Origin of the sequence: Bartonella sp. ML69XJBT, assembly GCF_028618515.1 — a bacterium.
In the GTDB taxonomy this organism is placed as follows: Bacteria; Pseudomonadota; Alphaproteobacteria; order Rhizobiales; family Rhizobiaceae; genus Bartonella.
Genome location: NZ_JAQITB010000036.1, coordinates 1 through 12582 on the forward strand (window position 1 = coordinate 1; position 12582 = coordinate 12582).

Below are 12582 nucleotides of genomic sequence, written 5' to 3' on the forward strand. Positions count from 1 at the left end.
TTTGCCAAATGATGTAAGCATATAAAAAGTCCTATTAGAGAAGAAATATTTCTGCTGATTCTAACAAATCTTTTTCAAACTTTCCTCAATTATTACGAATCAGCACTTCTTTTCGAGGTGTTTTTTTTGCCATACCCGCCGTCCAAACGGTATCAACTTCTAAAAAGTCAAAATCTTTAAAGATCTCTCGAACTGCATCACAATCATTTAGACTCAAGACAAACTTACCTTGGATGCCTTTGAGAACTTTTGCCATACTCACAAAATCATCTTCAACAAAATTCCCAGAACTATAACGCTTCTTCTTTACAAGATAAGGCGGGTCTAAATAAAATAAACTGTTGGGCGCATCAAAAAGTTCAACAACCCGTTCCCACGATAAATTTAAGATAGTGGTATCAAGAAGTTTTTTCCTAACACGTTTCATCCTTGCTAAAAGTTTGTCCGGATTAAAGCTTACCGTTTTTTTTCCTACAAAGCTAAAAGAATAGTAATCTTCTTTCCCATACATGACACAACGTTGGAGAAACAAAAAGCGTGCGGCTCTTTCAATTTTGGTGAGGCTCTCTGGGGCAATAGATGCAAGTTCAAAAAACAACTGTCTTGAACAAACAAACCATTCTAGTCGTTTGGCTAGATCATCAAAATGGTTTTGAACACATTGAAACAGATTCGTGATTTCTCCATTTAGATCATTAATAACTGAATATTTCGTTGGTCTTTTGTTTAGGAAAATAACACCTGAACCTAAAAACGGTTCAACGTATGTTTCATGGTCAATGCTATTTAAAATCGGTATAATTTTCTTACGTAGATGATGTTTACCACCCATCCACGCAAACAATGTGTGTGTAAAACTTTCTTCTTTCATAAGCGAAGTCCATTCTCTCAAGCTTTTGCAAGCCTAATCATTTTTTCATATTTTAAGGATAGATTTAGTGAAACTAATTCTTTGAAAACCACTGCTTTAAATGTGCAATGACATTATCTAGCGCATCCATGAGGCGTGCAAAATCAAGGATCAACAAAAAGATAAAAAACGCTATCCATTTCATCAAGCGTGACATCATTTTCACGCTTTGATAGGTGATGATCATTTCTTGAAGCATTTCTTTTTCTGCTTCTGTAAGCTTTGTGTGTTTTGTCGTTTTTTTTCTAACCATGTTTCCACCCACACAAGCGTTCACCTTGCTCATTATGCTTTAAGATCTCTCTTGCTAAGTTTGAGCTAATGGTGTTCAGGTCTTGTCGGCTTAAATAAATAGGTAACCAACCAACACAAGAAGAAGCATATTTATTTGTCGCGCAACCAGTGAGAGAGAGCAGCACGCACATCAGCATCACTTTTTTTGTTAATTTCATTTTCTACCTCAAGCCGTGCTGTTGCTGCCTTTAAAGCACTTTCTGTTTGCTTTTGCTGTTCAACCTTTTTTCCAAGGGTAAAAGCTCTTGCTAAGGCAATAAAAAAAGCGGCTAAAGCCGCACCTGTTAGCATCAAGTTTCTTTTCATCCATAAGATCATAGGCGGTGCTCCTGAAAGCGTTTAGCAACAAAGAAAATGCCAGTACATGCGGCTAAAACCATAATGGTTGCCAAAGCCCATTGAACTGGACCATTCCCCGCTAAAAAACCACCAAGCCCTGAGAAAGAACCAATAATCGGTGCCAATGCTTCTGCTTTGAGAAAACCTGTTGGTTGATTCATTTCTACTGTTTGATAATTAGAAGAAACATAAGCCCCTTTCGCCCATAGCCCTGCCTCTGCTACACGCCTGTGTACGAGACCTTGTAAACGTTTTCCACCCGCTTTGGTCCATTTTTGTAATTCGAAGGGAACTGCTTCATAATCCCCCCGATTAAGCCTTTTAAGCAATGTAGAGCTTTGGAAAGCTGCAATACCCACATTATAACAAAAGGAAACAAGAGCGCCGAACTGTTCATCGCTTAAATTCACACAAACTGCTTTTTCTACCGCCCTCTCATATTGCTGCAAATCTGCTAAAAGCATGGTTTCGGCTTTTTTTTCCGTAATCACCATGCCCTCAATAACTGTTGGTTTACCGGCTTTTTTCGTATGACCATAACCAATCGTCCATACGCCAGAAGCATCTTGATAAGCCTGCAAGCGCAAACCTTCCCACTTTTTTAAACAATATAAACAGTCTTTACTTATTTTCCGTGCCATTGTTCAATTCACCTTATAAATATACCTTTATGAGTACTGCTCCGTCACCGCCGTCGCCGCCAATTTTGTCGCCTCCGTGTTTCCCATCAAAATATCCGCCGCCGCCGCCGCCACATTCTTTACCACCTCTACCACCGTTACCGCCTTTGTAACTCTCACCACCCTGCCCCATGATAGAACCCTTGCATTGACCACCACCACCTCCGCCGCCGCCAAGAAAAGAACTTCCTCCGGTACCTGCTCTCTTGCCGTCGACCCCACTCCCGCCACCATTACCACCAGAAAAAATAAAGCTCTCACCACTGGTGCCCCCTCTGTTTCCTCCTCCATCACCGCCTTTCCCTCCAAAGTTAACAAAAATCATGGAGACGGAATATCCTCCTTCTGCAGTAACAAGTCCTTTGATCATTGTTCTACCACCATTGCACAAAACATTACTGTCATTGCCTTTACCACCACGACCAATGTAAGCTGTTTTTAATTTATCTAAATCAGAACCTTTCATTTTAAGATGCACGCATTGTCCGCCGCCGCCGCCGCCATCTTTAACACCACCACCTCCACCGCCCCAAGCCCATACTTCGATATCGGTCTCAGCAGTAATACCATCAGGCAATGGAATATCTCCGCTTTCTGTCATCAGAATTTCAACAGGTTTTCTAACCCCGCCACCATTATTGCCGTTACCAGCACCGCTGCTATTGCTACTATTTGCTTTAATTGAAGCCATCAGTTTGGCTGGTGAGATAAGTGCATCCACTGTCTTTGTGCCATCAATCCAGTCTTTTTTGGCAAGAGGTTGAATGAGATCAACTTTTTGCTGTACACTGCGTGCTGTATCTTGCGCTTTATCGGCTGCTGTTTGCGCAGTGATAGCAATAGCTTTTGCATCCGTAGCATTCGTTTTTGCAACATTCGCTGTATTGAATGCATTCTCTGCTACCTCTTTCGCTTTGCCTGCAACACTGAAACACTCTTGAACTGTATTTTGTGCTTTATTCGCTGTTTCTTGTGCAACACTTGCTACAGCTTGTGCCCTATCTCCTGTTTTTTGCGCATCTTTTGCTGTACTTAATGCAACACTCGCAACACTCTTTGCTTCACTTGCAACATGAAGCCCTTGTTTTACATCGTCTTCAACTTTATCAATTTTTGCAATCTGTGTACGTTCTTGAGGCGTTAAGATAAGATGCTTATTTCCCTCTTTCATATTATCCATATCAAATGCATCTTTTTCTATTGTATCTGGATCATAAACTGATTTTGACATACCAAAAGACTTTGATGCTACGAAATAGCTAATGGTATTTTTGAGATCTGCCGGAGATATGGGATAATAAACGCCTTCAATTCCCTTATGCCACTTTTCTATTGTGGGTTGGCTAGGGCTTAACCATCGTAGCTTTGATCTTTCCTCTGTGGTTAAGATCTTTTTGGTAGGACCCTCGTGCATATTTTCCATAGAAAATGCATTTGATCCCACATTGTCGGGGTCATATGTCGCAGCCTTCATATCGCCAATCCCTAAAGGCGATATTTTTACCCAGCCAGCGCCTGATAAAATCGCATTCTCATGAGCTTCACCACTTGCTTCAATATCGTGGATTGTGACCTTATCTTTGTAAGCAAGAGCTCCAATATCTCTCTTTGCAACAGCATCATCAGCCTTTTTCCCTTGAGCAGCAGTTGCAAAATATTCTACCTCATAAGCTGCTGCACTCCCCACTGAAACAGGTGCAAGAGCCTTACTATCTGAAACACCTTCTTTGACTTCTTTCTTTGTTGCTGGTTCAAGCTTAAAGATATGCGTATGATAGGGTAATGGCATCGCGGTTCATTCCTTAGTAAGTCTGTTTTTGAGATTTTTGGGGATGAGAGACTGTAATTCATCAATAAGTTTTTGCATGGTCTCTATGCGTTGATCTGTCGCTTCTTGATACTCTGCCAAAGCGCTTAAAAGATCATGATGTATGTCGCTTTTGACGAGATCAAGCACCTTATTCAATGGCGCATGAACCATTCTATTGCTTGCATAAAAAAGGACGCGGATTTGCTCCGCGTCCGCAATATCATCAATAGCAGACGGATTATTGATCATCTGAAAACCTTATGATTTTATGGCATAAACAACCGTAGTATTAACAGGGCGCGTTTCTGCCTCGCCCGTTGAAGAAAGTGTTACCTTATGCGTATGCACTCCAGCAGGTTGTGTTATCCCTGTAAGGGTTTGATAGTGATAACTGGGGTTCCTTCTGCCAATATCATTGGCGCTCCATCCAACTCCAGCATACTGAAACTCATGTGCGTGCTGCCCCGCCGATTCAACACTACAAGCATGTGTATGCGATTTAAGGCTATCTTGCTGTATATCGGCAAATTTTCTACTTCTGTCTAAACCACGACCATTGTCAAAGCCGCGCAAAAACACTCCTCTAAAATCTGGAACTTTAAAGGTTGTATCGCTGTCTTTTCCCCATTTATCCCCTATCGCCTTGAATAATTGCGGATAATCTTTGCGTTCATATGTAGCACCATCACATAAAAGCCAACCGTTTGGCACTTCTTGCATAGCAAAGGTCGCAATAAACCCGCAAGGAAAGGTTTCGACCTTTGGTGGTGGAATGGGGGTAGGATTTAAAAGATACCAGCCATCAAGATCTTTTGTTGATGCGCCATCATTATAGACAATTTCATAAATACCCCCTTTTTGTAACTCACCGCCTATCAATGGCACTATCCCCGTATTGGTAGCTTTATAGAGTGGCTTTGCTCCCATACTATTCATGTTTATTGTTGTCGTGCCAATATTCATACCACGCGCCTTAAAACGGATAATGATATCGTTTTTATATTTCGCTATTGGCGAAACCGTCGTCAACGTAATTGATGTTGTTTGTTCCTTTGCATTCACAATAAACTTTGAGTCAAGAGAACCACCATTATCGGCAAGATATTCACGTATACGCTGCATCATGACCCGCGCACTATCATTAACAGAACTAGGCGGCTGCCCTTCTGCCCAATTAATGATACTATCGGAATTGGCATTTTGATCAGCTGTGAGTGACCAGTCATAAATATCAGACATGATAAGCCCCCGTTCTTCTTAATAGCTCTTGGCGCAATTGCTCTTCTTTTTGCCGCCCATAGGAACCAACAGATTGCCGCCTAGAGGGATCAATGAGAGCTGTTAAATCTGTCGGGCGCCCAGTCGATTGTGAGAAACCCGCCATGACTGGTTGCTGCAACATTTGTTGCTGTACCATCTGTGCCTGCTGTTTTTGTCGTTCTCCATTCTCTCTCATTAAATGAAGCAAGCCGGAAAAGCCCTTTTTAAGAGCACCTGCATCAATACCTTGTGCTTGTAATGGTGTGGTTTCCATAACCTGTCCTGTTAAATTGTCTCTGCTTTCAGGTGCCATCATTCTGTTTGGAAATGGCGTGTCATATGCCATCAATTGGTTGCCCCCTTGATCACCTTGACCCACCTGATTACCTTGAAGTGTCTTTTGAAGCCTCTCAACCCCACGCAAAGGACCCACATCGTTTGGTGCCGCTTGTCCATTGCTTTGGTTTTGCTGTATCGTTCTCTTCAAAGCATCTCCCGTTTTATTGTAAAGCCCATAAATATGATTCATGAAATCCCCTGCTGTAGCTTCCATGTTGCCACCGTTGAGTGTGACTGCCTGTCGACCTAAAAGCTGGCTTGCTGGGATATGTGGATTTTTGATAAGCTTTACTGCCCCTGCTGGTCCTTGTTGGTGTGCGAGGTAAAGCTCTGCCTCTGATGGCTCTCTGCCTAATGCTGTGGCTAAATAACGTGTATTATCCTTCGTTAACCGTGCCATAGCATCGGTTGCTTGAAAGGGATCAAACTTGTTATTGAGTTGATAGTGTTTTGCTGTTGAATCGAGAAATTGATACAGCCCTCCCGCACTGCTGTTCTTATTTCTTGCATTTGGATTACCATTACTTTCTATCATAGCAACACGTTCAAGAAAGCTTTCTGGCAAACCATATTTTTGTGCTGCCTGTGAGATAGCACGCTTTACATTGGGATGAAAATTGATCATTAGTTTATAACCGTTCTATCAGCACTGCTATTCAAAAGAATGCCAATAAAATTGAAGAATTTTGTGTGGTCTTCTTTGGTTATTAAGCGTTTCTTTTCCGCTTCGTGAAACTTCTTAATTAATTCAACGGCTTTTTCTCTTGCCAACCCAAAGTCTCCTTTTTCCCGCGCTGTTATAAGCGCTGCAATATCTCTCTCAGTATCTTTATGGACGCTTGAGAATTTGCGTCCAAATTTCCCTAAGAAATTTTTTACAACTGCCTTGATGAAAGCAATCTTTCCTATACCCATAGTCTGTTGTGCCCCCCTCTCTTCCACTTCACCTATATGGTTTGGCAATCGTGCAAAAAGCTTTGTTCTTTCCACTTCTGGTCGCAACATTTTCATAAGTTGCTTAGCTTTATCCTCACCAAAAATACGCTGCAATTTTTCTTGACCATTTTTTGTGTCAAACAAACTCAAAAGACTGTGTTCAAAATTCTGTGCATTGCCTGCCGCAGTTTCTATTTGTGACCGTACACCTTTTTGAAAAGCCTCTTTTTCCATTAACCCCAAATCTGAAAGTTGGCTGTTGATTGTATCAAGATTAACGCTCTTCTTCAGTGCTTGCTCTCCTTGCTCGAGGGCATCACCGATAGTACGCTCGTCATAATAAATTTTCCGTGCCTTCGCATAATCTGGAGATGACGTATCCAAAATGTCCAGAATGCGTTGTTTGAAATCAGTCAAATCTCGAGCATATCCCCATTTTCCTTTGATACGTGCAGAATTAATTTGATCATCCAAAACCTCTTTCATCTTATGTAAAATTCGCATATTCAGCTTTGGATATCCATTGCTCCCTATAACTGTTGCATCCGCTTCATTTGGCATTTGTGCAATTGCTTTTTTGTATGCTTTTTGGAATGCGGGGGTTTCTTGCAAGCGCGATAAATCTTCACGAACAGCATTTGAAATGGGAGAAGCTTTTGCCCTCTCATAAAATGGTTCAGCCTTTTTCTGTGCTTGCTTAATAATTTCTTCTTTTAAATTGAGCGTATCGACCTTTGGACCCAACACCTCTGTCAAGGCATCACTTACTCGCTTATCACTGGCATATTGTCTTTCATTCAAACGATTACTTATGAGTGAATAGGTATCGTGATCTTTTTTTGCCGCCTTAAAAACTCTCGTAGCAAGACCATCATGAAGATCAATAATCATTGAATCAGGACCACGCTGTTTTAATGCCCTTTCAAGCTTATCAACACCTTCATCCCCTAAAGTTTGGCTTACATCCCTAAGCGCTCTATCGCTTATCTGAAATGCCTCTTTTTCTATACCTTGTGTTATTGGTTCAGTTTTACCAAACAATTTTCCAACTGTGTTTTTGAGAGCCTCAGGTGTTTTTTTCACAATAGCAGGCGTTTTTTTAAGTGATCTTGTCGCAAAAGATGTTGCTTTTGATACACCACTGGCAACAAATGGCGTTGCAGCACCTAACCCTGCACCTAACCCAGCAGACACTAGAGTATCTGCAAGCCCTTCCCCCTCACCACTGCCTGCTATTCCACCATAAATGGCTCCAGCTTTTGCTGCACGCCCCAAGCTAAATTTTGCCGCCTCTTTACTTGCTACTGCTTTCATTGCTGCTTCACCTGCAGCTTTTGCCGCTGCCCGTTCCGCACCCTCTGCTAAAGCAGATTGCACCGCCCTTTCTCCTGCTGCTAAAGCTTTACTGGTTATTTGTGCTCCTGCAACACCAGCTCTACCTCCCAAGACAACATCAGCCCCAATTGCCGCACGAGCCGCCGCCGCAGCAGCAGCAGCCCCTCCCGCAGGAGGAAAGAGCGCAGAAGCAATTATGGGTGCCGCAGCACCCGTTAAATTCCCAGCAAGAGATAAATAAAAATGATCTCGGTTCGCCGCTCTTTGATAATCACGCCATCGCTTTGTTACTTCATTATATTTTTTAACTGCCTCTTTATCTCCCATCCAATAAGCAATAGGACCTGCTTCTAATATTCCAGCTAATTCATCATCATACCCCATGGTTAACCCATGAAGAGCACCCCATCCAAAAGCACCCGCTGCACTTGGATGTGGATCATTTTCTGCTGTGATCGCATTATTTTCTGCAAAAGAACCCCTCAGCCTTTCCTTATTCTTCGCGAAAAGCTCTTGAAGTTGTTCTGGTGTATAGTCACTTATATGCCCAATGACTCTTGTGTTTTTACGATTAATAAGAGGAGGAATTACTTCAGCCATTGGTTTGTTTCTCCTTAATGCGCCCGTCACTATCAATAAACAATACACCTTCCGGTAATGCTTCTATCTGTTTTTCTAGTGGATCATTTGACTGTGCATGATTTCCCTTATAAGCATCTTGCCCATAGGCGGCTCGAACGAGCTCGTTTGTTGCTTCTGCACCACCAAAAAGAATTGCGCGCGTTGCTGCATTGGATTTATTGAAAGTGTCAATAACTGTTTTTAAAGATTTCTTCATTTGCTCTGCAGAAAGATCTTGATACAACGCCGCTACAGAGTTTTGCAATGCTTGCAATTCCATATTAGACAAATTCCCAAAGCCAGATGCGCCATTTGGTGAAAATGCTTTTGCTTTTCTCAAGGCATCAAGCCCGATACTTGCCTTCAATGAATCGAGCATATGCCCAAAATCTTTTGCCTTAGAATTAGGAAGGAACGACATTATAGGACCAGTGAAACCAACAACATGCGGGTGTTCCTCAATAGTTTTTAGCAATTCTTTAGATGCTGAGAGTATACGATTTGACCTGTCTGCTGTTTCCAGAATTCGCATTTGCATTTGTTGGTTTTTACGCTCCTCCTCCTTCTGTTCTTGAATTAATTTATGTTCTGAACCACTGCCTGCAATTGGCACCGCACGTATGCCACCAAGTGCATTTTCATCCTTAACATACATATAACCCGATTCAGGCTTTGACAGCATGCCATCGGTATTCCCTCCTAATCCGGAAGCAGTGGAAAGCTGTCCTCCTTGGACAGGTATAATTTTCCCTGTGCTTGTTGAGACTTGGAAAGTCATATTCTCAGGCAATCCCTGCTCTGCCTTTTCTTCCGCTGTCAATGTCCTATAGCCTTCTTGAGGGCTTAACGTGCTGCCTATAACTTTCATGGCAAGATCTGGATATTGCACAAGGGCTTGTGCGTCTTTATCACTATATCCTTTAGAGCGTAAAAACTCAAAAATTGGTCTATTTTGAGCACGTATATTATTGCCCTGCCGCATAACAAGTGCCGCATTTGAAAAACTTTCCTGTGGTGTCTTCCCTGATGCAAGCCCCGCAAAAAAATCCATTAAATGCTCGGAAAATTCTGATTTTCTAAAACGCTCCCATAAGCTACTTGGGTCTGCATCTTTATGAATAAAATTTCCAACTGCGTTTACATAATCGGTTGCCTGTTCGGGCTTAGCATTTGCTTTTAAATGTTCTTCTTCTTGAATAGGCATATGAGAAAGTTTTTCTTCATTGACAGGGCTGCTCTCCTGCGGATTCTCTGCCATAGATCTGTTGTTGATCTCTGTAATATAATCCATCACATCTTTTTGCTGTCGCCCAGCTTCATCCCCACTAGACTGATCAATGTTCCCAACAAGTGGAGATTGAGGGATCATTGATGTAACGCCTCCCTGCTCTGAGAAGTCATGTTTTTGTTGCTCTGGTGCCTCTTGTATCTTAACAGTATCCTTTGAAACATCCGGCAAGGGAGGCATTTGGCGTTTTAAATCATCCGTAGACATAATCAATTCTGCTGGCGTTTTTTTCCCAACGTCTCCTCCTCCTGCTTGAGAGCCACGAATAAGCTCTGTAGGACTCAATTTTTGTGGAGTATCAGCCCCATTGTTCGCATCAAAAGGGTTTGTGCTAAAAGCAGCACGTTCTAAAAAACTTGGCTTGTATCGTCCTTCAAACGGTGTGTTTGAAGGCGTGGAATATTTTTGAAAAAAATATTTAGGTAACTGAAAAAAACCCTGATGTATTAAAGGACGCAAAACTTTTGGATTCATAAATAGTGATAAAGTATTAAAGCTGTTTTGTTCCATCACTGCACCCTTTCCATTTCAAATCCAAGCTTGCCATAATCCACATGCAAAAAGCCTGTGGTATTATGCAAGAAAACAGCTTCAGGCTTTAACTTCAAAACATCTTGTGCCATCACCCCGCGATAGCGCTCTGGATAGCCCTTGTAATTATACTCATAGAGTTTATAGCCATTTCTCTGCCCCACTTGCACGATATTTTCTTTCGCTCTGATGTCGCTAAGCCCAGCAAAAGTACCAAGGATAGTTCCAACATTTCCAACAATCTCCCACGGATTAGGTTTTGGCTGCGGAGTCAATGTCGTCATTTGTCCTGTTCGCGTTCCATAATTTCCAGCAACAGCCCCACCAGCTGTAAGCAACTTACTTAACTGGTCCCAATCAAGATTGTTCTGCTGCTCCCATTTTTGCCGCTCTTCATCCAATTGCCGTTGATGATTGGCATCAAGCACACTCCCTCCCGTCAACGCATTAAGATTTGCCTGACCTTGACCTTGAAAGAAGTTATTGGCGCCCGCCAACTGATTTTGGTTTGCTTGGTCAATGAGACCATTGGCATTCATCATGTTGTTGACATCTTGGTTATATTGCTGTGATAAAGCTTGTGTTGCTATGCCCCCCAATTCGTTAGCAAGAACTCCTGTATGCGCCCCAGAACCATAACGCCCAGCACCTGCCAATGAACTATTAATAGAATTTGTTGCTTTATTTAATGTGTTTTGAAGCGCTTCATCAAAGTAAGGGTTATTGCCTATTTGCTGCCCTGAAGCCATGTTTTTTAAGTTTTGGCTTGTTGAATTTTGCCCTGTAGCTAATCCATTTAAATAATTGTTATCATAGTTATGCGTATTATTGCTAAGCCCATTAATCGCATTCTTTGTCTGATCACTTAAACCCGCAACTCGCTGCCCGTCATAAACGGCTTTTCCGCTGCCTTGGTTATAAAAAGTCATGGCATCTTGAGCGGCGTGTTCAAAAATACCTTTTGCCCATGCAGGGGGTTCATTTGTTTGCGTCGTGTTTTGGGTATTCTGGATTGGTTTAGAACTTTTTCCCATGTTAAAGCTGCTTTCTATATTCTAAAAGATTAACGAAATATCCATGCGATTTAAGAGATTTTTCCCACCCTCGCCTGCCTATGATGACAAGCTCTTTTGCCCCTTTTTCCTTGTAATAGGCTTCAATCTGAGTGATAAGCTTTGTTAAGGGCGCTCCTCCCTTTCCACCAAGCGTGACAATAACCGCCCTTAATGCTCCAGTGACGAGTTCCTGTAACTGTGTTGTGACATGCGCCATAAAGTTTTCATGCGCATCAACGATAATCCAAAGAACTTTTTCTCCCTTCAAAATATCGTTTAAAATGGTCTCTGTATTATAATCATCAGGAAATTTTTGATTAAAGTAAGCTATCGATTTTATGACATTCTCAAAATAGGGCGCCATTTGTTTAGCGCTCCATTTTTCTGTATTATAGATCTTAAAATTCATCTTATGCCCGCGGGTTTGAGCGTTACATCAAAGCCTGTTATATGTGTCCATGGCGTGCCTTCTGGTATTCTCAGACGCAAGGCGTGATAACGCGCCCGTGAGCGGATATTATACATCCCAATATTATAGCCGGCATAACGCTCTTTAGCCCAATTTAATTGGTTCTTGTTGTCAATGATAAATGCCGCCCCAACACTTAAAAAACCTTTTGTTGTATCCGCTTGAACAAAAGCCTCACTCATCAGGTTGATTTGCCTGCCCGTATCCCCCACAATTTGTGAAGCAATAACTGCTTCCATCGGAGGACCTGCAAAAAAACCAAATGTGTTGTCTGGCGTAAAGGCTCCCAAAACAGGCGCACCATTTTGCCACATTTTACTATCAAGAGAAGCTGGTAAATCTTTCAAGCTCTCTTGTACTTCGTCTAAGCCTTCTAATGTATAACCGGCTGCAAAAAGGGGAAATAAGAGAAGGTTCTGCCCCTTAATGACACTCCATATTTGCAAAAGCCAATCATAAACATAAATATGCATCCCTTCGGTGTTATCATTGATAGAAAAATAAACACGAGAATAGACCGGATCAATACATGCCCTCATCTCATCAATGGCAAAGTTATTGTAAAGTGTGAAGATAGTTTTATCGACTTTGCCAAAGCCAATAGGGAGCATTTCACCCACACTGTTGATTTGATAAAAACCATCATCAGAGACAAAGAAAGTACAGTCTCCACGGCTTGCAATTGCTGTGCTGCTTTTCGCACCTATTTTGTCTT

The 12582-nt window shown here is 41.9% G+C and carries 13 protein-coding genes and 1 pseudogene; all 14 read right to left on the reverse strand.

The features are described 5' to 3' along the window. Positions 1-85 precede the first annotated feature (85 nt). Positions 86-871 (reverse strand): DNA adenine methylase, encoded by a 786-nt coding sequence (locus PVV68_RS08305; RefSeq protein WP_273722216.1) that lies wholly within the window; start codon positions 869-871, stop codon positions 86-88. Between the two features lie 73 nt (positions 872-944). Further along, positions 945-1163 (reverse strand): hypothetical protein, encoded by a 219-nt coding sequence (locus PVV68_RS08310; protein WP_273722218.1) that lies wholly within the window; start codon positions 1161-1163, stop codon positions 945-947. Continuing rightward, positions 1156-1362, reverse strand: coding sequence for a hypothetical protein (locus PVV68_RS08315; protein ID WP_273722137.1), 207 nt, complete (start codon positions 1360-1362; stop codon positions 1156-1158). Before PVV68_RS08315 ends, PVV68_RS08310 begins: the two co-directional genes overlap by 8 nt. Further along, a complete protein-coding gene (locus PVV68_RS08320; protein ID WP_273722139.1) occupies positions 1295-1522 on the reverse strand; it encodes a hypothetical protein in 228 nt (75 codons plus the stop codon). The genes PVV68_RS08315 and PVV68_RS08320 overlap by 68 nt, the downstream gene beginning before the upstream one ends. Beyond that, positions 1519-2184, reverse strand: a complete 666-nt coding sequence (locus tag PVV68_RS08325) for a lysozyme (RefSeq protein ID WP_273782868.1) — start codon at positions 2182-2184, stop codon at positions 1519-1521. Before PVV68_RS08325 ends, PVV68_RS08320 begins: the two co-directional genes overlap by 4 nt. 13 nt (positions 2185-2197) lie before the next feature. Beyond that, entirely contained in the window at positions 2198-4012 is a 1815-nt protein-coding gene (locus tag PVV68_RS08330) for a hypothetical protein (protein ID WP_273782869.1), read from the reverse strand. A gap of 6 nt (positions 4013-4018) precedes the next feature. Next, positions 4019-4282 (reverse strand): hypothetical protein, encoded by a 264-nt coding sequence (locus PVV68_RS08335; RefSeq protein WP_273721760.1) that lies wholly within the window; start codon positions 4280-4282, stop codon positions 4019-4021. Positions 4283-4291: 9 nt separating this feature from the next. Beyond that, on the reverse strand, positions 4292-5272 hold the full coding sequence (locus tag PVV68_RS08340; RefSeq protein WP_273782871.1) for a phage tail protein: 981 nt from the start codon (positions 5270-5272) through the stop codon (positions 4292-4294). Next, positions 5265-6257, reverse strand: a complete 993-nt coding sequence (locus PVV68_RS08345) for a transglycosylase SLT domain-containing protein (RefSeq protein WP_273782872.1) — start codon at positions 6255-6257, stop codon at positions 5265-5267. The genes PVV68_RS08340 and PVV68_RS08345 overlap by 8 nt, the downstream gene beginning before the upstream one ends. Beyond that, positions 6257-8503 carry a hypothetical protein gene (locus PVV68_RS08350; RefSeq protein WP_273782874.1) on the reverse strand — a complete coding sequence of 749 codons (2247 nt, stop codon included), beginning with the start codon at positions 8501-8503 and terminating at the stop codon, positions 6257-6259. Before PVV68_RS08350 ends, PVV68_RS08345 begins: the two co-directional genes overlap by 1 nt. Beyond that, positions 8496-10322, reverse strand: coding sequence for a hypothetical protein (locus PVV68_RS08355; RefSeq protein WP_273782875.1), 1827 nt, complete (start codon positions 10320-10322; stop codon positions 8496-8498). The genes PVV68_RS08350 and PVV68_RS08355 overlap by 8 nt, the downstream gene beginning before the upstream one ends. After that, positions 10322-11377, reverse strand: coding sequence for a tail fiber domain-containing protein (locus tag PVV68_RS08360; protein ID WP_273782876.1), 1056 nt, complete (start codon positions 11375-11377; stop codon positions 10322-10324). Before PVV68_RS08360 ends, PVV68_RS08355 begins: the two co-directional genes overlap by 1 nt. Position 11378: 1 nt before the next feature. Further along, positions 11379-11762, reverse strand: coding sequence for a hypothetical protein (locus PVV68_RS08365; protein WP_004854271.1), 384 nt, complete (start codon positions 11760-11762; stop codon positions 11379-11381). Positions 11763-11803: 41 nt separating this feature from the next. Next, positions 11804-12582: pseudogene (locus PVV68_RS08370) on the reverse strand (hypothetical protein); the annotation flags it as partial.

Coding starts and splice junctions, on each gene's coding strand:
- PVV68_RS08365 (WP_004854271.1), bottom strand. CDS start 11,762: ATGGCGCCCTATTTTGAGAATGTCATAAAATCGATAGCTTACTTTAAT.
- PVV68_RS08310 (WP_273722218.1), bottom strand. CDS start 1,163: ATGGTTAGAAAAAAAACGACAAAACACACAAAGCTTACAGAAGCAGAA.
- PVV68_RS08325 (WP_273782868.1), bottom strand. CDS start 2,184: ATGGCACGGAAAATAAGTAAAGACTGTTTATATTGTTTAAAAAAGTGG.
- PVV68_RS08330 (WP_273782869.1), bottom strand. CDS start 4,012: ATGCCATTACCCTATCATACGCATATCTTTAAGCTTGAACCAGCAACA.
- PVV68_RS08335 (WP_273721760.1), bottom strand. CDS start 4,282: ATGATCAATAATCCGTCTGCTATTGATGATATTGCGGACGCGGAGCAA.
- PVV68_RS08340 (WP_273782871.1), bottom strand. CDS start 5,272: ATGTCTGATATTTATGACTGGTCACTCACAGCTGATCAAAATGCCAAT.
- PVV68_RS08320 (WP_273722139.1), bottom strand. CDS start 1,522: ATGATCTTATGGATGAAAAGAAACTTGATGCTAACAGGTGCGGCTTTA.
- PVV68_RS08355 (WP_273782875.1), bottom strand. CDS start 10,322: ATGGAACAAAACAGCTTTAATACTTTATCACTATTTATGAATCCAAAA.
- PVV68_RS08345 (WP_273782872.1), bottom strand. CDS start 6,257: ATGATCAATTTTCATCCCAATGTAAAGCGTGCTATCTCACAGGCAGCA.
- PVV68_RS08315 (WP_273722137.1), bottom strand. CDS start 1,362: ATGAAATTAACAAAAAAAGTGATGCTGATGTGCGTGCTGCTCTCTCTC.
- PVV68_RS08305 (WP_273722216.1), bottom strand. CDS start 871: ATGAAAGAAGAAAGTTTTACACACACATTGTTTGCGTGGATGGGTGGT.
- PVV68_RS08360 (WP_273782876.1), bottom strand. CDS start 11,377: ATGGGAAAAAGTTCTAAACCAATCCAGAATACCCAAAACACGACGCAA.
- PVV68_RS08350 (WP_273782874.1), bottom strand. CDS start 8,503: ATGGCTGAAGTAATTCCTCCTCTTATTAATCGTAAAAACACAAGAGTC.